This is a genomic window from Micromonospora sp. RP3T (genome assembly GCF_003027925.1).
Lineage (GTDB): Bacteria > Actinomycetota > Actinomycetes > Mycobacteriales > Micromonosporaceae > Micromonospora.
Genome location: NZ_PYPS01000031.1, coordinates 60,587 through 78,214, shown reverse-complemented (window position 1 = coordinate 78,214; position 17,628 = coordinate 60,587). Strand labels below are relative to the sequence as shown.

20 protein-coding genes are annotated in these 17,628 nt (G+C 74.5%); 9 read left to right on the top strand and 11 right to left on the bottom strand.

Annotated features, from left to right (window positions below):
* The first annotated feature begins 1 nt into the window (after nt 1).
* On the top strand, nt 2-313 hold the full coding sequence (locus C8054_RS23325) for a hypothetical protein (RefSeq protein WP_107160151.1): 312 nt from the start codon (nt 2-4) through the stop codon (nt 311-313).
* Nucleotide 314: 1 nt separating this feature from the next.
* Here C8054_RS23325 and C8054_RS23320 read toward each other — a convergent pair whose 3' ends face one another.
* Nucleotides 315-785 (bottom strand): cyclic nucleotide-binding domain-containing protein, encoded by a 471-nt coding sequence (locus C8054_RS23320; protein WP_107160149.1) that lies wholly within the window; start codon nt 783-785, stop codon nt 315-317.
* A 154-nt stretch (nt 786-939) separates the two neighbouring features.
* On the opposite strand from C8054_RS23320, the gene C8054_RS23315 reads away from it, so the two are divergent.
* Both C8054_RS23315 and C8054_RS23310 read left to right on the top strand, forming a co-directional pair.
* Complete coding sequence (locus tag C8054_RS23315) at nt 940-1,839, top strand: universal stress protein (RefSeq protein WP_107160147.1); 900 nt, start codon at nt 940-942, stop codon at nt 1,837-1,839.
* A gap of 146 nt (nt 1,840-1,985) precedes the next feature.
* Nucleotides 1,986-2,870, top strand: a complete 885-nt coding sequence (locus C8054_RS23310) for a universal stress protein (protein ID WP_107160145.1) — start codon at nt 1,986-1,988, stop codon at nt 2,868-2,870.
* Between the two features lie 30 nt (nt 2,871-2,900).
* Here C8054_RS23310 and C8054_RS23305 read toward each other — a convergent pair whose 3' ends face one another.
* Both C8054_RS23305 and C8054_RS23300 read right to left on the bottom strand, forming a co-directional pair.
* On the bottom strand, nt 2,901-3,527 hold the full coding sequence (locus C8054_RS23305) for a CE1759 family FMN reductase (protein ID WP_107160143.1): 627 nt from the start codon (nt 3,525-3,527) through the stop codon (nt 2,901-2,903).
* Complete coding sequence (locus tag C8054_RS23300) at nt 3,524-4,624, bottom strand: LLM class flavin-dependent oxidoreductase (RefSeq protein ID WP_107160141.1); 1,101 nt, start codon at nt 4,622-4,624, stop codon at nt 3,524-3,526. The genes C8054_RS23305 and C8054_RS23300 overlap by 4 nt, the downstream gene beginning before the upstream one ends.
* Nucleotides 4,625-4,796: 172 nt before the next feature.
* Between C8054_RS23300 and C8054_RS23295 the strand changes: the two genes are divergently transcribed.
* The 5 genes from C8054_RS23295 to C8054_RS23275 all read left to right on the top strand — a co-directional run bounded on the left by C8054_RS23295 (nt 4,797) and on the right by C8054_RS23275 (nt 6,951).
* Nucleotides 4,797-5,009 carry a type II toxin-antitoxin system HicB family antitoxin gene (locus tag C8054_RS23295; RefSeq protein WP_107160139.1) on the top strand — a complete coding sequence of 71 codons (213 nt, stop codon included), beginning with the start codon at nt 4,797-4,799 and terminating at the stop codon, nt 5,007-5,009.
* The gene (locus tag C8054_RS23290; RefSeq protein ID WP_107160136.1) at nt 5,006-5,230 is read left to right on the top strand and encodes a type II toxin-antitoxin system HicA family toxin; all 225 of its coding nucleotides are present in this window, start codon (nt 5,006-5,008) and stop codon (nt 5,228-5,230) included. The genes C8054_RS23295 and C8054_RS23290 overlap by 4 nt, the downstream gene beginning before the upstream one ends.
* A gap of 35 nt (nt 5,231-5,265) precedes the next feature.
* Nucleotides 5,266-5,883 (top strand): DNA-3-methyladenine glycosylase, encoded by a 618-nt coding sequence (locus C8054_RS23285; RefSeq protein WP_107160134.1) that lies wholly within the window; start codon nt 5,266-5,268, stop codon nt 5,881-5,883.
* A 216-nt stretch (nt 5,884-6,099) separates the two neighbouring features.
* Nucleotides 6,100-6,534 carry a DNA-binding protein gene (locus C8054_RS23280; protein ID WP_233220091.1) on the top strand — a complete coding sequence of 145 codons (435 nt, stop codon included), beginning with the start codon at nt 6,100-6,102 and terminating at the stop codon, nt 6,532-6,534.
* Between the two features lie 63 nt (nt 6,535-6,597).
* The gene (locus C8054_RS23275) at nt 6,598-6,951 is read left to right on the top strand and encodes an MmcQ/YjbR family DNA-binding protein (RefSeq protein ID WP_107160132.1); all 354 of its coding nucleotides are present in this window, start codon (nt 6,598-6,600) and stop codon (nt 6,949-6,951) included.
* A 40-nt stretch (nt 6,952-6,991) separates the two neighbouring features.
* On the opposite strand, the gene argH is transcribed toward C8054_RS23275, so the two are convergent.
* Genes argH through argC form a run of 8 tightly spaced genes read right to left on the bottom strand, consistent with a single transcriptional unit; the run spans nt 6,992 to nt 15,632 of the window.
* Entirely contained in the window at nt 6,992-8,455 is a 1,464-nt protein-coding gene (gene argH, locus C8054_RS23270; protein ID WP_107160130.1) for an argininosuccinate lyase, read from the bottom strand.
* An 8-nt stretch (nt 8,456-8,463) separates the two neighbouring features.
* Complete coding sequence (locus tag C8054_RS23265; protein WP_107160128.1) at nt 8,464-9,675, bottom strand: argininosuccinate synthase; 1,212 nt, start codon at nt 9,673-9,675, stop codon at nt 8,464-8,466.
* The gene (locus tag C8054_RS23260) at nt 9,672-10,187 is read right to left on the bottom strand and encodes an arginine repressor (protein ID WP_107160126.1); all 516 of its coding nucleotides are present in this window, start codon (nt 10,185-10,187) and stop codon (nt 9,672-9,674) included. The genes C8054_RS23265 and C8054_RS23260 overlap by 4 nt, the downstream gene beginning before the upstream one ends.
* Nucleotides 10,184-11,110 (bottom strand): ornithine carbamoyltransferase, encoded by a 927-nt coding sequence (gene argF / locus C8054_RS23255; protein ID WP_107160124.1) that lies wholly within the window; start codon nt 11,108-11,110, stop codon nt 10,184-10,186. Before argF ends, C8054_RS23260 begins: the two co-directional genes overlap by 4 nt.
* Nucleotides 11,107-12,474 (bottom strand): acetylornithine transaminase, encoded by a 1,368-nt coding sequence (locus C8054_RS23250; RefSeq protein WP_107160121.1) that lies wholly within the window; start codon nt 12,472-12,474, stop codon nt 11,107-11,109. Before C8054_RS23250 ends, argF begins: the two co-directional genes overlap by 4 nt.
* Nucleotides 12,471-13,409 carry an acetylglutamate kinase gene (gene argB / locus C8054_RS23245; protein ID WP_233220082.1) on the bottom strand — a complete coding sequence of 313 codons (939 nt, stop codon included), beginning with the start codon at nt 13,407-13,409 and terminating at the stop codon, nt 12,471-12,473. Before argB ends, C8054_RS23250 begins: the two co-directional genes overlap by 4 nt.
* Nucleotides 13,406-14,575: a bifunctional glutamate N-acetyltransferase/amino-acid acetyltransferase ArgJ gene (gene argJ / locus C8054_RS23240; RefSeq protein WP_107160117.1), complete on the bottom strand. Its 1,170-nt coding sequence runs from the start codon at nt 14,573-14,575 to the stop codon at nt 13,406-13,408. Before argJ ends, argB begins: the two co-directional genes overlap by 4 nt.
* 55 nt (nt 14,576-14,630) lie before the next feature.
* Complete coding sequence (argC, locus tag C8054_RS23235) at nt 14,631-15,632, bottom strand: N-acetyl-gamma-glutamyl-phosphate reductase (protein WP_107160115.1); 1,002 nt, start codon at nt 15,630-15,632, stop codon at nt 14,631-14,633.
* A 206-nt stretch (nt 15,633-15,838) separates the two neighbouring features.
* On the opposite strand from argC, the gene C8054_RS23230 reads away from it, so the two are divergent.
* On the top strand, nt 15,839-17,590 hold the full coding sequence (locus tag C8054_RS23230; protein WP_107160113.1) for a beta-1,3-glucanase family protein: 1,752 nt from the start codon (nt 15,839-15,841) through the stop codon (nt 17,588-17,590).
* The last annotated feature ends 38 nt before the right edge of the window (nt 17,591-17,628 follow it).

The window sequence follows — 17,628 nt, the reverse complement described above, 5'->3', positions numbered from 1 at the left end:
CATGTCGACCGCACACCGCACCTCGCGTCTCCGGAGCCTGGTCGCGACCGGCGCGCGGACCACCGGCGCGCAGGCGACCGGCATAGGGACCACCGGCGCGCAGGCCATCGGCGCCCAGGCGACCGGGGCGCGGGCCCTCGGCGGTACGGCCGTGGGCGCGCTGGCGGTGGGCGCGCTGGCGCTCGGCGCCGTGTCGGTGGGCGCGCTCGTGATCGGCCGGCTGGTGGTGCGCCGCGCGGTGGTCCGCGAGCTGCGCATCGGTCGGCTCGAGGTGGACGAGCTGGTGATCCGGCGCGACTCCGCCGCCGGGTGAGTCAGCCCGCCGCGGCCGTCGGATAGCCGTACAGGTCGAGCAGCCGCACCCGGGACGCCTGGAGCCGGTCCACCACGACGCTCATGAACCGGGCGGTGAGCTGCCGGCCCAGCGTGTCGTCGGACCCCATCAGCCGGCGCACCCCCTCGGCGGAGAACTCCACCGCGGTGCTGCGCCGGGTGGCCACCGCGCCGAACTGCCAGCGGTAGGGCGGGAACAGCCAGGACCAGCCGAGCACCCCGCCCGCGCCGATCGTCTCGATCCCCACGTCGCCGCGACCGGGCACCGGGAAGTCAAGCGCCACCTGGCCGTCCCGGACCAGCCAGAACCGCTCGGCCGGCTGCCCGGCCCGGAACAGCCGGTGCCCCGGGTGCCAGGCCACCGGGCGGGCGTAGCCGGTGAGCGGCGGCAGCCACTCGTCCGGCAGCCCGGCCAGGAACGGGTGCACGCGGAGCATCTCCAGCGGGGTCATCGCGCCTCCACGATCGACAGGTGGGAGCCGGAACTCCAGTGAACCCCGCCGCGCCGCGATCCGGCAGGGCCGATGGTCCCGCGCCGCGCGGGCGGTCGCCTCTGCCCCGCCGCGACGGCCCGGTCCAGGCTGGAGGTGGACGAAGGAGGACGTGATGACCGACAGATCCGGCGCCCCCGTCGTGGTGGGCGTGGATGGTTCCCCGTCGGCGCTGGACGCGGTCCGGCTGGCCGCGCGGGAGGCGGCGTCGCGGCACCGGCCGTTGCGGGTGGTGCACGCGTTCCAGTGGCAGCCGGTCGGTACCCCGCTCGGCGCGGTCGCCGTCGTGCTCCCCGACGAGGAGGTGCGGCGGGAGGCCGGGAAGCTGGTCGCCGAGGCGGTCGAGGAGGCCCGCAAGATCGATGCGGACCTCGCGGTGACCGGCACGGTGACCGACGGCGGGCCGGTCGCGGTGCTGCTGCGGGAGAGCCGCGACGCGGCGCTGCTCGTGCTGGGCCACCGCGGTCTGGGCGGCTTCGCCGAGCTGTTGGTCGGCTCCGCGGCGGTGCAGCTCTCCGCCCGCGCCGACTGTCCGGTGCTGATCAGCCGGGGCGAGGCCCGTGCCGCCGGCCCGGTGGTGGTCGGCGTGGACGGCTCGCCGGTGTCGGACGAGGCGGTGGGCTTCGCCTTCGCCGAGGCGGCGCGGCGCGGCGCCGAACTGGTCGTCGTGCACACCTGGCTGTTCCCGCCGCCGGTCGGTCTCCGCGAGGCGTACGGCGACGTCATGCTCCTGCGGTACGACCCGCGGCAGCTCCGCGCCGACGAGGAGCGGGTGCTCGCGGAGGCGGTGGCCGGCTGGTCCGAGCGCTACCCGGAGGTCACCGTGCGGCCGAGGCTGGTGGCCGCCGCGTCGCCGGCCGGGGTGCTGGTCGAGGAATCCGGCACGGCGCAGCTCACCGTGGTCGGCGCGCACGGCCGGGGCAGCCTGGGCGGACTGCTGCTCGGCTCGGTCAGCCACGCGGTGCTGCACCACTGCCGCAGTCCGCTGGCCGTCGTCCGGCACCCCCGGGGCTGACCTGGCCGCCCCGACGGCGGGACAGCCGGGCCCGCCCGCCGCGAACGCGACGGGCGGGCCCCGCCGGACCGGGCCGGGCGTGGCGGCGCCCGCTCGCGGAACGGCTGACGGCCACAATGGCCTGAGTCGACCGGAGGGATCATCCGATGAACCGACCCGTCGTGGCGGGGGTGGACGGGTCGCCGTCCAGCCTGACCGCCGCCGACCAGGCCGCCGTGGCCGCCGTCGCACGCGCCCGGCCGCTGCTGCTGGTGCACGGCTACCTGCACCCGCTCGGCTACGGCGTACCGCTCAACCCGTACGACCTCGGGGTGCCCGCGCCCACCGAGGAGGCGGAACGGATGCTCGAACGGGTCGCCGCCGAGCTGGCCGACCGGCATCCCGGGCTGCGGGTGGAGGCGCGTCAGGTCGCCGGCGGGCCCGGCGCGACGCTGGTCGAGGAGTCCCGCCGGGCGGAGCTGGTGGTGGTGGGCAGCCGGGGGGTGGGCGGCTTCGCCGGGCTGCTGCTCGGCTCGGTCGGAGCCCAGCTGGCCCAGCACGGGCACTGTCCGGTGCTCGTCGTGCGGCCGGCGGAGCAGCCGATCCCGGTCGGCGGTCCGGTGCTGGTCGGGGTGGACGGCTCCGAGTCCGCGGCGTACGCCGTCGCACTCGCCGCGGAGGAGGCCGACCGCCGGGACGCGGAGCTGGTGCTGACGCACGTACGCGCGCCGGAGCGCGGCGCGCCGGCCCCGGAGGTCGCGGCCGAGGCGACCACCGCGGAGCGGGCCGAGACGGCCGAGCTGCTCGGCGCGGCTGCCGCTCGGATCCGGGAGGCGCACCCGGCACTGCGGGTGACCGAACGCCCCGTCGTCGCCGCCTCCCCGGAGACCGCGCTGCGGGACGCGAGCGCCGACGCGTCGCTGGTGGTGGTCGGTTCCCGGGGCCGGGGCGGCTTCACCGGGCTGCTGCTCGGCTCGGTCAGCCAGGCCCTGGTGCAGCACGCCCACTGCCCGGTGCTGATCGCCCACCGGCCGGAGCCGGCCGACGACTGACGCCGGCCGGCGGACGCCGGGCGAGCCCGATCAGGTCGGGTCGTGGCCGGCCAGCAGCGCGGCGAAGTCGGTGGTGAGGGCGAACGGGTCGGCCGGCCCGGACGTGGCCGGGCGGCGGTCCACCTGCTCGGCCAGCTCGGCCCCGGCGCGCCGGATCCGGGCCCGCAACGCGCTGTCGCCGTCGTCGCCGGCCCAGTCCTCGGGCGCGGCGAAGACCGCCGTCGGCAGCACCACCGCCCGCAGGTAGGCGAACATCGGCCGGACCGCGTGCTCCAGCGCGAGCGAGTGCCGCGCGGTGCCGCCGGTCGCCCCGACCAGCACCGGCGTGCCGGCCAGCGCGTCGCGGTCCACCACGTCGAAGAAGGACTTGAACAACCCGTTGTAGGACGCGTTGAAGATCGGCGTGACGGCGATCAGACCGTCCGCCGCCGCGACGGCGTCCAGCGTGCGGCGCAGGGCGGTCGGCGCGAAGCCGGTCAGCAGGTGGTTCACCACGTCGTGGGCGTGCTCGCGCAGGTCCACCGGGCGCAGCTCCACGTCGGCCCCCCGGCCGACCAGCTCGTCGCGGGCGGCCGCGGCGAGCTGGTCGGCGAGCAGGCGGGTGGACGAGGGCTGGCCGAGACCGGCCGAGACGACCGCGAGGGTACGCCGGGTCATCGCGCCTCCTCCGGGCTCGTCGCGGCGTCCCGGGCGGCCAGCAGGGCGGCGTGGGTGGGCGCCTCCGGCACGTGCACCGGACGCATCGAGTCGAACTCCTTGCGCAGCACCGGGACCACCTCCTCGCCCAGCAGGTCGAGCTGCTCCAGCACCGTCTTCAGCGGCAGGCCGGCGTGGTCCATCAGGAAGAGCTGCCGCTGGTAGTCGCCGACGTACTCGCGGAAGCCCAGCGTGCGGTCGATGACCTGCTGCGGGCTGCCGACGGTCAGCGGCGTCTCCCGGGTGAACTCCTCCAGCGACGGACCGTGCCCGTAGACCGGGGCGTTGTCGAAGTACGGCCGGAACTCGCGCACCGCGTCCTGCGAGTTGCGGCGCATGAAGACCTGCCCGCCGAGGCCGACGATCGCCTGGTCCGGCGAGCCGTGGCCGTAGTGCGCGAACCGCTCGCGGTAGAGGCCGACCATCCGCTCGGTGTGCTCCCTGGGCCAGAAGATGTGGTTGGCGAAGAAGCCGTCGCCGTAGTACGCGGCCTGCTCGGCGATCTCCGGGCTGCGGATCGAGCCGTGCCAGACGAACGGCGGTACGCCGTCGAGCGGACGCGGGGTCGAGGTGAACGACTGGAGCGGGGTGCGGAACCGGCCCTTCCAGTCGACCACGTCCTCGCGCCACAGCCGGTGCAGCAGGTCGTAGTTCTCGATCGCGAGGGGGATGCCGTTGCGGATGTCCTGCCCGAACCACGGGTAGACCGGCCCGGTGTTGCCGCGACCCATCATCAGGTCCACCCGGCCGTCGGCCAGGTGCTGGAGCATCGCGTAGTCCTCGGCGATCTTGACCGGGTCGTTGGTGGTGATCAGCGTGGTCGAGGTGGACAGGATCAGCCGCTCGGTGCGGGCCGCGATCCAGCCGAGCATGGTGGTCGGCGACGACGGCACGAACGGCGGGTTGTGGTGCTCACCGGTGGCGAAGACGTCGAGACCGACCTCTTCGGCCTTGAGCGCGATGGTGGTCATGGCCTTGATCCGGTCACGCTCGGACGGCAGCCGTCCGGTGGTCGGGTCGACGGTGACGTCACCGACGGTGAAGATTCCGAACTGCATGACCAGCTCCTCGGGGTGAGATCCGGACCGGCCGGCCCGGCATCGTCCCGCACAACCTATTTGACGAGTCAACTATTCCGGCGCGCGGCCGCGCCGGCGTGGCCGGGGTCACGTGCCGACCGGCCACCCCGCGTAGGATCGATCTGCTGCCGGGACGCCCTGGAGGAGATCGATGGCCCGCACGTTCACCGCCGCCGTGCACCAGGAGGACGACTGGTACGTCGCCCGGTGCCTGGAGATCGAGGTCGCCAGCCAGGGTGAGACCGTCGACGAGGCGCTGACCAACCTTCGCGAGGCCGTCGAGGCCTACCTGGACGAGGTCGAGAACCCGGCGATCGAGACCACGCCGCTGGTGACGTCCTTCCAGGCCGGACGGGCGGCGTGAGCCCAGCCCTGGCGGACCTGCCCCTGCGCAAGGTGCTCAACGGTCTGAGCAGGGCCGGCTTCGAGCACGTCCGCACCAAGGGCAGCCACGCGGTTTATCGCAACTCAGCCGGCCTGGTGGTCGTCGTTCCGCAGCATGCCACGGTCAAGCGTGGCACCCTCGCCTCCATCCTTCGCCAGGCCGGGCTGACGCCCTCGGAGTTCCTCGCCCTTCTCGGCTGACCAGCGGCAGGTGAGGGCCGATACGCTTGCCGGCCATGACGTACCCCTGGCTCGACGCGCCGGCCGCGGACATCGCGGACACCGCGCGGACCCTGCTCGGCTGGACCGTGTCGGCGAACGGCGTCCGCGTGCGGCTGACCGAGGTCGAGGCGTACGCCGGCACCGGTGAGGATCCCGCGTCGCACGCCCACCGGGGGCCGACCCCGCGCAACCGGGTCATGTTCGGCCCGGCCGGGCACGTGTACGTGTACTTCGTGTTCGGCATGCACTGGTGCGCGAACATCGTCTGCGGTCGCGACGGCGAGGCGGCGGCCGTGCTGCTGCGCGCCGGCGCGGTGGTCGACGGCGTCGACACGGCCCGCGAGCGGCGGCCCCGCGCCTCGGACCGTGACCTGGCCCGGGGCCCGGCCCGGCTGGTGACCGCGCTGGGCCTCGGTCGGGACGCCAACGGCACCAGCGCGGTCGACGGCACCGGGCCGCTGCTGCTGGCCCCGCCGGAGAGCCCGGTCGACCCGGCGCGGATCGTCGCCGGCCCTCGGGTCGGCGTGGCCGCCGCACACGACCTGCCGTGGCGGTTCTGGCTGGCCGACGAGCCGAGCGTGAGCGTCTACCGCCGGCACACCCCACGCCGCCGCCACCCGGCGACCCCGTAACAGCACCCCACTCACCCACCCGTTGATCAAGGAGTTCGCGTCCGGGGGACGCCGCACGGCGACGCGAACTCCTTGATCGACCGGGGCTCGGGTGGGACCGGTGGGTGGTTCTCGCAACCTGTGGCGCTCCGGGCGCGTCTGAATCCGGGAGGGCATGGCGTTTTGTATGAATGGCTTTCAACGGGGTGTTGACAACAGGCCATTCCTGGGTGTGGGATGGACGGCATGGTCACCGTGGACAACGACCCGTTCACCGCCCCGGATGCTGCTCAGGCCCGGGCCCACCGCAACTACGCGGCGCTGCTGCGGATCGCCGAACGGCACGCCGGCACGAACGCCCGCCGCCGGCGCTACGCGCACCCCGACGTGCCGGACGCCTACGAGGCGGCCACGCTGGTGATGGCGCTGGCCGGCGGCGCGGAGCTGGACGCCGGCGAGGAACCGGTCGACCAGGCCGACCTGATGGCCGCGCTGACGCTGATCCCGCACGTGCGGGCCGAGGTGGACGTGTTGGAGGCCGGGCTGTTGCAGGTGGCCCGGGGCCGGGGCATGACCTGGCAGGCGATCGCGTTCGGGCTGGGGCTGGGCAGCGCCCAGGCGGCCCGGCAGCGCTACGAGCGGCTCACCGTCCGCACCGGCACCGGCGACTGATTCCGCGCGCTGTCACAGCTTCGGGCGAGACTGTGCCGGACGACGACGGCACGGGAGGACGCGATGACGCGCGACGAGATGCTGGCCTACTGCCTGGCCAAGCCGGGAGCCTGGCTCGACCGGCCGTGGGAGGCCGACGAGGTGGTGAAGGTGGGCAGCCGGATCTTCGCGTTCCTCGGCTCGCCCGACGGCGAGGCCCGGCTCGGGGTGAAGTGCGGGCCGTCCCGGGAGGTGGCCGACGAGTGGCTGCACCGGTTCCCGGCCGACGCCCGGCCCTCGCCCTACATCGGCCGGTCCGGGTGGAACACGTTACGGCTGGACGGCGGCATCCCCGACGACGAGCTGATCGAGGCCGCCGACGGGTCGTACGACGCGGTGGTGGCCAAGCTGCCGAAGCGGGAGCGGCCGACGGCCTGAGCCCCGCGCGGCGGCCGGGCCACCACGCGGGGCGTCCAGGTCAGCGGGGCACGACCTGCTCGGCCGCCCAGTCACGCCAGCCGGCCAGCTTGTCGGCGGCGGTGGCGAGCTGGTCGGCGACCGGCCCGGGGCCGGTGGAGCCGGGGGTGGTGCGGGCGGCGAGCGCCGAACGCACCGAGAGCACGTCGCGCACCGAGGGGTCCAGGTGCTCGCTCACCGCGGTCAGGTCGGCGTCGGAGACCTCGTCCAGCGCGCAGTCCCGGGCCGCGCAGAGCGCCACCAGCCTCCCGGTGATCTCGTGCGCGTCGCGGAACGGCACATGCCGGCGGACCAGCCAGTCGGCGACCTCGGTGGCCAGCGAGAAGCCCGACGGCGCGGTGGCCACGAGCCGGTCCACCCGGACCGTCATCGTGGAGATCATCCCGGCCAGCGCGGGCAGCAGCAGCTCCAGTGTGTCGACCGCGTCGAACGCCGGCTCCTTGTCCTCCTGCATGTCCCGGTCGTAGGTCATCGGCAGGCCCTTGAGCATGGTGAGCACGCTCATCAGGCCGCCGACCAGCCGGCCGGACTTGCCCCGGGCCAGCTCGGCGATGTCCGCGTTCTTCTTCTGCGGCATGATCGACGAACCGGTGGCGAACGAGTCGTCCAGCTCGACCCAGCCGAACTCCTGCGACGTCCAGAGCACCACCTCCTCGCCGAGGCGGGACAGGTGCACGCCGACCATCGCGGTGACGAAGAGGAACTCGGCCACGAAGTCCCGGTCCCCGACCGCGTCCATCGAATTGGCGAACGAGGTGCGGAAACCCAGCTCCTTGGCGACCGCCATCGGGTCCAGCGGCAGCCCGGAGCCGGCCAGCGCGCCGGCGCCGAGCGGGCTCACCGCGGCCCGCTCGTCCCAGTCGCGCAGCCGGTCCAGGTCCCGCAGCAGCGGCTGCACGTGGGCGAGCAGCCAGTGCCCGAACGTCACCGGCTGGGCGTGCTGGAGGTGCGTCATGCCGGGAGCGGCGGTGTCCACGTGCCGCTCCGCCTGCTCGACCAGCGCCTCGGCCAGCTCGACCAGCCGGGCGGCCACCCCGCGGGCGTGGTCACGCAGATAGAGCCGCAGGTCGGTGGCGACCTGGTCGTTGCGGGACCGGCCGGCGCGCAGCTTGCCGCCGAGGCTGCCCAGCCGCTCCAGCAGGCCGCGCTCCAGGGCCGTGTGCACGTCCTCGTCGTCCACAGTGGGGCGGAACGCCCCGGAGGCGCAGGCCGCCTCCAGGTCGTCCAGCGCGGCCAGCATCCGCCCCAACTCGTCCGGGTCGAGCAGCCCGGCGCCCGCGAGGACCCGGGCGTGCGCCCGGGAACCGGCGATGTCGTACGGGGCGAGGCGCCAGTCGAACTGGACGCTCACCGACAGCCGCGCGAGCGCCTCGGCGGGACCGCCGGCGAACCGGCCTCCCCAGAGGCTCGTCCGGTTGGCGGCGGCACTGTTCTCGGTCAGGCTCTTGTCGTCCACGTCTTCCATTCTGGTGGTCATGACCGCGCCCCGTCCCACCGGGCGTCCCGTCCGGCGGCCATCGCGCTGGGCAGCCCCCAGAGCCGCACGAAGCCCGTCGCGAGCGACTGGTCGAACGTGTCGCCGGTGTCGTAGGTGGCCAGGCCGACGTCGTAGAGGCCGACCTCGGAGCGCCGGCCGGTCACCACCGCCCGGCCGCCGTGCAGGGTCAGCCGCACCTCACCGCTGACGTGCCGCTGGGTCTCCTCGACGAACGCGTCCAGCGCCCGCTTGAGCGGGGAGAACCAGAGTCCGTCGTAGACCAGCTCGCCCCAGCGCCTGTCGACGCCGCGCTTGAACCGGGCCAGGTCCCGTTCGACGGTGACCGCCTCCAACTCCTGGTGCGCGGTGATCAGGGCGATCGCGCCGGGCGCCTCGTACACCTCGCGGCTCTTGATGCCGACCAGCCGGTCCTCGACCATGTCGATCCGGCCGACCCCCTGCTGGCCGGCGCGGCGGTTCAGCTCCAGGATCGCCTGGTACGGGGTGACCGTCTCGCCGTCGAGGGCGACCGGGACGCCGGCGTCGAACGTGATCACCACCTCGTCGGCGTCGCGTTCCTCGGCCGGGTCGGCGGTGTACGCGTACAGGTCCTCGACCGGCGCGTGCCAGATGTCCTCCAGGAAGCCGGTCTCCACGGCCCGGCCCCACAGGTTCTGGTCGATCGAGTACGGGGACCGGGCCGTGACGTCGATCGGCAGCCCCTTCTCCGCGGCGAACGCGATCGCCTTGTCCCGGGTCCAGGCGTGGTCCCGGGCCGGCGCGACGACCCTCAGGTCGGGCGCGAGCGCGCGCAGGCCGACCTCGAACCGGACCTGGTCGTTGCCCTTGCCGGTGCAGCCGTGCGAGACGATCGTGCCGCCGTGCCGGTGCGCGGCCGCCACCAGGTGCCTGACGATCAGCGGCCGGGACAACGCGGAGACCAGCGGGTAGCGGTCCATGTAGAGCGCGTTGGCCCGCACGGCCGGCAGGCAGTAATCGGCGGCGAACTCGTCGCGCGCGTCGATCACCTCGGACTCGGCGGCGCCGCAGTCCAGCGCGCGCTGCCGGATGACGTCCATGTCCTCGCCGCCCTGGCCGACGTCGACCGCGACCGCGATCACCTCGGCACCGGTCTGCTCGGCCAGGTACGGGATGGCGACGGAGGTGTCGAGACCCCCGGAGTACGCCAGGACGACCCGCTCGGTCATGGTGCGGTGTTTCCTTCCACGGTCTCGTCCCGACGGGCCCACGCGGCGAGCCGGTCGCCCAGCGCGGCGCCGCCGTCGGCCTCGCGGGCCACCACGAGGATGGTGTCGTCGCCGGCGATGGTGCCGACGATCTCGGACAGGCCGGCCCGGTCCAACGCGCTGGCCAGGTAGTGCGCGGCGCCGGGCGGAGTGCGCAGCACGGCGATGTTGCCGCTGGCGTCGACGCCGTTGAGCAGCTCGCGCAGCAGCCGCACCAGCCGGGCGGGTGCCCCCTCGGCGTCGCGCAGCGGCCGGTGGCCGTCCTCGGGGATCAGGTAGACCCCCCGCCCGTCGCCGCCGCGCGCGGTCACCGCGCCCAGTTCCTTCAGGTCACGGGAGAGCGTGGCCTGGGTGACCTGGATGCCGTCGCCGGCGAGCAGGTCGGCCAGCTCGGTCTGCGAGTGGACGGCGCCGTCGCGGATCAGCTCGACGATGCGGGCGTGGCGGGCGGCGCGGGTCAGCGGGGCGGTCATGTGGATGCCTCCAGGAGAAAGGTCAGCAGCGCCTTCTGGGCGTGCAGGCGATTCTCCGCCTGGTCGAACACCGCGCTGCGCGGCCCGTCGAGCACCTCGTCGGTGATCTCCTCGCCCCGGTGGGCGGGCAGACAGTGCAGCACGATCACGTCCGCCGCGGCGTGCTCCAGCAGGGCGTCGCTCACCTGGTACGGCCGGAACGGGGTGACCCGGTCCTGCCCGTCGGCCTCCTGACCCATCGACGTCCAGGTGTCGGTGGCGACCACGTGCGCCCCGCGTACCGCCTCGACCGGGTCGGTGAGCGCCTGGACCGAACCGCCGGTGCCGGCGGCGATCTTCTCGGCGCGGACCACGATCTCCGGGTCCGGCTGGAACCCGGCCGGGCCGGCGACCCGTACGTGCATTCCGGCGGTCGCGCCGGCCAGCAGGTACGAGTGGGCCATGTTGTTCGCCGCGTCACCGACGTACGCCAGGATCCGGCCGGCGGTGGCGCCGAACCGCTCCCGCACGGTGAGCAGGTCGGCCAGCAGCTGGCAGGGGTGGAACGTGTCGGTGAGCGCGTTGACCACCGGCACGGCGGCGTGCGCCGCGACCTCGGCGATCCGGTCGTCGCCGTGGGTACGCAGCACGATCGCGGCGACGTAGCGGGACAGCACCCGGCCGGCGTCGCCGAGCGTCTCACCCCGGCCGAAGTGGGTGACCTGGGTGTCCACCACGAGGGGGTGACCGCCCAGCTCGGCGATGCCGACGTCGAACGAGATCCGGGTGCGCAGGCTCTGCTTGTCGAACAGCACCGCCACCGATCGGGGGCCGGCCAGCGGCCGGTGGGTGTAACGGTCGGTCTTCATCCGGGCGGCGAGGTCCAGCACGGCGGCCTGCTCGGCCGGCGTGAGGTCGTCGTCGCGCAGGAAGTGGCGGATCATGCGGGGGCCTCCGTGCGGCTGGCGGGGGTGGGCGTGGAGACGGTTGCCGCCTCGGCGGGGACGGTCGCGGTCGCCTCGGCGGAGCGCGCCGCCGCACCGGGGACGGTCGCGGTCGCCGCGGCGGAGCGCGTCGCCGCACCGGGGACGGTCGCGGTCGCCGCGGCGGGGCGTGCCGCCGCACCGGGCAACGCTGCCTCGGCGGGGGCGGCGTCGAGCGCGGCGGGGAGCGCGGCGACGAACGCGTCGGCCTGCGCGGCGGTGAGGATCAGCGGCGGGGCGAGCCGGACCACGCCCGGCTGCACCGGGTTGACCAGGAAACCGGCCTCCCGCAGCGCGGTCGACACCGCGCCGGCCACCGGCCGGTCGAGCACGACGCCGAGCAGCAGGCCGGCGCCGCGCACCTCGCGTACCAGCGGGTGGCCGAGCGCCTCGACGCCGCGCCGCAGCCGCTCACCGACCCGCTTGACGTGGTCGAGCAGGCCCTCGTTGGCGATCGTGGCGATCACCGCGAGCGCGGCGGCGCAACTGACCGGGTTGCCGCCGAACGTGGTGCCGTGCGAGCCGGGGGTGAGCAGGTCGGCGGCCGGGCCGAAGGCCAGGCAGGCACCGAGCGGCAGGCCGCCGCCGAGCCCCTTGGCCAGCGTGACCACGTCCGGCTCGACGCCCTCGGCCTGGTGGGCGAACCAGTGCCCGGTGCGGCCGACGCCGGTCTGCACCTCGTCGAGCACCAGCAACGCGCCGTGCGCGGCGGTGATCCGCCGGGCCGCGGTGAGGTAGCCGGGCGGCGGCACGACCACGCCGTTCTCGCCCTGGATCGGCTCGACGATCACCATGGCGGTGGCGTCGGTGACGGCCTCGGCGAGCGCGTCGGCGTCGCCGTACGGCACGTGGGTGACGTCGCCGGGCAGCGGACGGAACGGGTCGGCCTTCGCCGGCTGGCCGGTGAGCGCCAGCGCGCCCATGGTCCGGCCGTGGAAACCGCCGTGGGTGGCCACCACGTGCCGTCGCCCGGTGAGCCGGGAGAGCTTGAACGCGGCCTCGTTCGCCTCCGCGCCGGAGTTGGCGAGGAAGACCCGGCCGGGTCGGCCGGCCAGCGCCAGCAGCAGCTCGGCGAGCGCCACCGGCGGCTCGGCGACGAACAGGTTCGACACGTGGCCGAGCGTGGCGACCTGCTTCGACACGGCGGCCACCACGGCCGGATGGGCGTGGCCGAGCGCGTTGACCGCGATGCCGCCGAGCAGGTCGACGTACTCCCGGCCGGTCTCGTCGACCACGACGGCGCCGGCGCCCGAGACGAGCGCCAGCGGCGGCGTGCCGTAGTTGTCCATCATGGTGGCGCCCCAGCGCCGCACCAGCGTGCTCATGAACCGACCGTGCCTTCCCTGTTCGCGACTGCGGGGCTCGCAAGCTCGCTCCTCGCGCTCACGACCATCGTTCCGAACCCTTCCGAGGTGAAGACCTCCAGCAGCGTGGAGTGGGCGACCCGGCCGTCGACGACGTGCGCGGCGGGCACTCCCCCGCGCACCGCCCGCAGGCAGGCCTCCATCTTCGGCACCATGCCCGACTCCAGGGACGGCAGCAGCGTCGCCAGGTCGTCCGCGGTGATCTCGCTGACCAGGCTCGTGGTGTCCGGCCAGTCCGCGTAGAGGCCGGCGACATCGGTGAGGACGACCAGCTTGCGCGCCCGCAGCGCGACCGCGAGCGCGGCGGCGGCGGTGTCCGCGTTGAGGTTGTGCAGCACCCCGTCGACGTCCGGCGCGACAGTGGAGATGACCGGGATCCGGCCGGCCGCGATCAGGTCGGTGACCGCGGAGACGTCCACCGACGCCACGTCGCCGACCTGCCCGACGTCGACCGGCTGCCCGTCCACGTACGCCGGTCGGCGCACCGCGGTGAACAGCCCGCCGTCCTCGCCGGAGAGCCCGACCGCGAACGGGCCGTGCGCGTTGACCAGCCCGACCAGTTCCCGGCCGACCTGCCCGACGAGCACCATCCGCACCACGTCCATGGCGTCCGGGGTGGTGACCCGCAGGCCGCCCCGGAACTCGCTGGCGATGCCGAGCCGGTCGAGCATGGCGGAGATCTGGGGGCCGCCGCCGTGCACCACGACCGGTTTGAGGCCGGCGTACCGGAGGAAGACCATGTCCGCGGCGAACGCCCGCCGCAGCTCGGGGTCGGTCATCGCGTTGCCGCCGTACTTGACCACCACGGTGGCGCCGGCGAACCGGGCCAGCCAGGGCAGCGCCTCGATCAGCGTGGCGGCCTTGGCCTGGGCGCGGCTGAGGTTGTCACTCATCATGTGGAGTACGCCGAGTTCTCGTGCACGTACCCGTGCGACAGGTCGTTGGTCCAGATGGTCGCGGCGGCGGCGCCGGTGTGCAGGTCGATGCGGATCGCGACGTCGCGGCCGGCGAGGTCCACCTTGGCCCGGTCCTCGGCGGCGGCCCCGCTCCGGCACACCCAGATGCCGTTGACCGCCACGTCGACCTCGTCCGGTTCGAACGCGGCGGCGGTGGTGCCGACCGCGGCGAGGATCCGGCCCCAGTTCGGGTCGTTGCCGAACAGCGCGGTCTTGACCAGGTTGTTGCGGGCCACCGCGCGCCCCACCTCGACCGCGTCGTCCTCGCTCGCCGCGCCGACCACCTCGATCGCGACCTGCTTGGTGGCGCCCTCGGCGTCGGCGATCAACTGCCGGGCCAGGTCGTGACAGGCGGCGGTCACCGCGTCGGTCAGCTCGGCGAGACTGGGCTCGATGCCGGAGGCGCCGCTGGCCAGCAGCAGCACGGTGTCGTTTGTGGACATGCAGCCGTCGGAGTCGACCCGGTCGAAGGTGACCCGGGTGGCGGCCCGCAGCGCGGCGTCCAGCACGTCCGGCCCGGCCACCGCGTCGGTGGTGAGCACGCACAGCATAGTGGCCATGGCCGGGGCCAGCATGCCAGCGCCCTTGGCCATCCCGCCGACGGTCCAGCCGCTGCCGGGGGCCACCGTGGTCTTCGGCCGGGTGTCGGTGGTCATGATCGCCTCGGCGGCCGGTTGGCCGCCGTCGCGGGACAGGGCGCGCACCGCGTTCCGAACGCCGGGCAGCAGCTTCGGCATCGGCAGCCGCTCGCCGATCAGGCCGGTGGAGCAGACCGCGACCTCGCCGGCGCCGACGATCAGCCGGGCGCTGCTGCCGGTGAGCACGGCGGCGGTGTGCTCGGCGGTGGCGTGGGTGTCCTGGAAGCCGGCCGGGCCGGTGCAGGCGTTCGCGCCGCCGGAGTTGAGCACCACCGCCCGGACCACGCCGCCGTGCACGACCCGCTGGGTCCAGAGCACCGGGGCGGCCTTCACCCGGTTGGCGGTGAAGACCCCGGCGACGCCGGCGTCCGGTCCGTCGTTGACGACGAGGGCGACGTCGGGGCCGGAGGTCTTGAGGCCGGCGGCGACACCGGCGGCGCGGAAGCCGCGGGGGGTGGTGACGGTCACGGGGCTTTCCCTTCGTTCGCGACTGCGGGGCTCCGCTTCGCTGCACTCCTCGCACTCATGGGGCGACTCCGTAGGCGGACAGGCCGGTGGTCTCGGGGAGCCCGGCCATCAGGTTGGCGTTCTGCACGGCCTGACCGGCCGCGCCCTTGCCCAGGTTGTCGATGGCGCTGACCACGACGACCCGTCCCGAGTCGGTGTCCACCGTCGCCTGGAGGTGACAGGAGTTCCCGCCGGCGGTGGCGGCGGTGTGCGGCCACGCCCCCTCGGGCAGCAGGCGCACGAAGGGCGCGTCGACGTAGGCGTCGGCCAGCACCGCGCGGGGGTCGGCGTCGCCGGTCGGCACCGCGGTGACGGTGGCCAGGATGCCCCGGGGCATCGGGGCCAGCACCGGCGTGAACGACAGCGAGGTAGCGCCGGTGGCCTGCTTGATCTCCGGCACGTGCTGGTGGACGCCCACCTTGTAGGGGGAGAGGTCGCCCATCACCTCGCTGCCGAGCAGGTGGGCCTTGGCGGCCCGGCCGGCGCCGGAGGTGCCGGAGGCGGCGACCACCACCACGTCGTCGGGGCGTACCGCGCCGGCGGCGATCAGCGGGGCCAGCGCCAGCGTGGTGGCCACCGCGTAGCAGCCGGTGCTGGCCACCCGCCGCGCCGCCGCGATCTCGTGCCGTTGGCCGGGCAGTTCCGGCAGCCCGTAGGTCCAGGCGCCGGCGTGCGCGCCGCCGTAGTAGCGGGTCCAGGCGTCGGCGTCGCGCAGCCGGTGGTCGGCGCCGAGGTCGACCACCATGGCCGTGTCGGGCAGCGCCGCGGCGAGCGCCGCCGACTGGCCGTGCGGCAACGCCAGGAAGACCAGGTCCGCGTCGGCCAGGGTTTCCGCCTCGGTCGCCCCGAACACCAGGTCCAGGCCGGTGAGCTGCGGGTGTACGGCGGCGACGGGCTGGCCGGCCTGGCGGTGCGCGGTGGCGGCGACCAGCTCGAACTCGGGGTGGCCGGCGAGCAGGCGCAGCAGTTCGCCGCCCGCGTATCCACTCGCGCCCGCCACCGCTACTCGAATGCCCATACAAACCTCCGCATGACTATGCAGAAAGGTTAGCAGTCGATTCCGGCACCTGCAAGGTCATGCAGTGTGACGCATGAAGCTGCATCGGCGTCCTTCGCATTGACAGTCGCCCATTCTGCGCCGATGCTGAGAGAGCGCTCTCACGGATCCGTTCCACCGTGCCGCGCGATCGCCGCACCGTGCCCCCACCACCCTCGGAGTCGTCCTTGCCCACCCGTACGAAAATCCTGCGCGCCCTGCTCGCGCTCCTGGTCACCACCGCCGGCTCGGTCGTCGCGGCCGCCTCGCTGGCCCGGGCCACCGGCCCGAACCTGCTGCCCCTCACCGTCACCAACCACACCGGTCGGGCCGACGCCACCTGGCTCTACGTGCTCGGCACCGACCTCACCTCCGGCCGGCTCGGTCACGTCGACGCCGCCGGCACGTTCACCCCCTGGCCGGCCGGCGGCCTGCCACCGACCCCCGCCCCCGACGTGGCCATCCCCGGCCCGGCCAACGGCGGCGCCACCACGCTCAAGGTCCCCCGCCACATCTCCGGTCGGGTCTACTTCGCGTTCGGCGCGAAACTGACGTTCCGCCTCACCCCGGACGGCCTCGTCCAGCCCGCGCCCTGGGCAGCCGGTGACCCCAACCGGGACGTCCTGTTCGACTGGTCCGAGTTCACCTACAACGACGCCGGGCTCTGGCTCAACAGCTCACAGGTCGACATGTTCGCCATCCCGCACGTGGTCGGTGTGACCGGCGCCGACGGCGCGTCCCGGGAGACCGGCCGACTCGTCGACGACGGCCGGAACCAGGTCATCGACGCGATCCGCGCCGAGACCGGCTGGGACGGCACGGTGCAGACCCGGGCCGACGGCACCGTGCTACGGGTGCTCTCCCCCGGCAAGGCCGCCGACGCCGGCCAGCTCGACGCCGGCTACCTCGACCCGTACATCGCCTCGGCCTGGTCGGCGTACGCCACCCGGGCGCTGACCGTGACGCCCTTCCTCGACCAGCCCGGGATCAGGTACACCGGGCGCACCAGCGGCGACGTCATGACGTTCACCGACGGCGCGGGCCAGCGGGTCGCCAGCTTCACCAGGCCCACCAGCTCCGACGTGTGGGACTGCGACGGCGCGCTCGCCGCCCCGAACGACCTCGTCGTCGGCCCGATCGCCCGGACGCTCTGCGCCGCGCTGCACCGCTCCACGCTGGGCGTCCGCGACGTGCAGCCCTCCGGCGGCCCGGCCGACTTCTACCGGGGCACGCTCACCAACCACTACTCCCGCATCGTGCACGCCAACATGGTCGACGGGAAGGCGTACGGCTTCGCCTTCGACGACGTGCTCAACCAGGAGTCGCTGGTGCACGACGGCGACCCGCGCGCCGCGCGCATCGACCTGAGCCCGTTCGGCCCCGGCGGCGGCCCGAGCCCGACGCCGACCACGCCGGACCCCACCCCGTCGGCGTCCGACAGCCCGTCGCCGGACCCGACGACGAGCCCGTTCGGACCGCAGCTCTACCTCGGCGAACCTGACCTGCTCCGGCAGCGTCCGGCGGACACCGCCCGGGCCACGATCACGGCGGCGGACGGCGCCTGGGTCGGCACCCCGCACACGCCACGGGTCTACCGGGCGGACAACCTGACCGCGCGGTGGACCGGCGGCACCACCTCGTTCCGTCTCCTCGTCGACGCCGGCACCGCGGTCGGCAACGGCACCCAGCTCCGGGTCTCCTACGACCTGACCGGGGACGGCACCTGGGACCGGGTGGAGACGTACCACTACTACGCCACGGATCCGCTCACCGGCTGGGAGGACTACACCCAGGACCGGGGACTGGCGACGGCCACCGGCACCCTCGGCGACCTGCGGGGCGGCAGCGTACGGGTGGAGGTGTGGAACGCCATCGGCGCCGCCCCGTCCACCCTCGCCGTCGGCGACGGGTCGCAGCTCACCCTCCCGTACACCGCCTGAGACGACGACGGCCCTTCCCGGGGACCTGTCGGGAAGGG

What these genes read in the sequence shown, in the direction of transcription:
- C8054_RS23325 (WP_107160151.1), top strand. Translation starts at nt 2, where the DNA reads ATGTCGACCGCACACCGCACCTCGCGTCTCCGGAGCCTGGTCGCGACC.
- C8054_RS23320 (WP_107160149.1), bottom strand. Translation starts at nt 785, where the DNA reads ATGACCCCGCTGGAGATGCTCCGCGTGCACCCGTTCCTGGCCGGGCTG.
- C8054_RS23315 (WP_107160147.1), top strand. Translation starts at nt 940, where the DNA reads ATGACCGACAGATCCGGCGCCCCCGTCGTGGTGGGCGTGGATGGTTCC.
- C8054_RS23310 (WP_107160145.1), top strand. Translation starts at nt 1,986, where the DNA reads ATGAACCGACCCGTCGTGGCGGGGGTGGACGGGTCGCCGTCCAGCCTG.
- C8054_RS23305 (WP_107160143.1), bottom strand. Translation starts at nt 3,527, where the DNA reads ATGACCCGGCGTACCCTCGCGGTCGTCTCGGCCGGTCTCGGCCAGCCC.
- C8054_RS23300 (WP_107160141.1), bottom strand. Translation starts at nt 4,624, where the DNA reads ATGCAGTTCGGAATCTTCACCGTCGGTGACGTCACCGTCGACCCGACC.
- C8054_RS23295 (WP_107160139.1), top strand. Translation starts at nt 4,797, where the DNA reads ATGGCCCGCACGTTCACCGCCGCCGTGCACCAGGAGGACGACTGGTAC.
- C8054_RS23285 (WP_107160134.1), top strand. Translation starts at nt 5,266, where the DNA reads ATGACGTACCCCTGGCTCGACGCGCCGGCCGCGGACATCGCGGACACC.
- C8054_RS23280 (WP_233220091.1), top strand. Translation starts at nt 6,100, where the DNA reads ATGGACGGCATGGTCACCGTGGACAACGACCCGTTCACCGCCCCGGAT.
- C8054_RS23275 (WP_107160132.1), top strand. Translation starts at nt 6,598, where the DNA reads ATGACGCGCGACGAGATGCTGGCCTACTGCCTGGCCAAGCCGGGAGCC.
- argH (WP_107160130.1), bottom strand. Translation starts at nt 8,455, where the DNA reads ATGGAAGACGTGGACGACAAGAGCCTGACCGAGAACAGTGCCGCCGCC.
- C8054_RS23265 (WP_107160128.1), bottom strand. Translation starts at nt 9,675, where the DNA reads ATGACCGAGCGGGTCGTCCTGGCGTACTCCGGGGGTCTCGACACCTCC.
- C8054_RS23260 (WP_107160126.1), bottom strand. Translation starts at nt 10,187, where the DNA reads ATGACCGCCCCGCTGACCCGCGCCGCCCGCCACGCCCGCATCGTCGAG.
- argF (WP_107160124.1), bottom strand. Translation starts at nt 11,110, where the DNA reads ATGATCCGCCACTTCCTGCGCGACGACGACCTCACGCCGGCCGAGCAG.
- C8054_RS23250 (WP_107160121.1), bottom strand. Translation starts at nt 12,474, where the DNA reads ATGAGCACGCTGGTGCGGCGCTGGGGCGCCACCATGATGGACAACTAC.
- argB (WP_233220082.1), bottom strand. Translation starts at nt 13,409, where the DNA reads ATGATGAGTGACAACCTCAGCCGCGCCCAGGCCAAGGCCGCCACGCTG.
- argC (WP_107160115.1), bottom strand. Translation starts at nt 15,632, where the DNA reads ATGGGCATTCGAGTAGCGGTGGCGGGCGCGAGTGGATACGCGGGCGGC.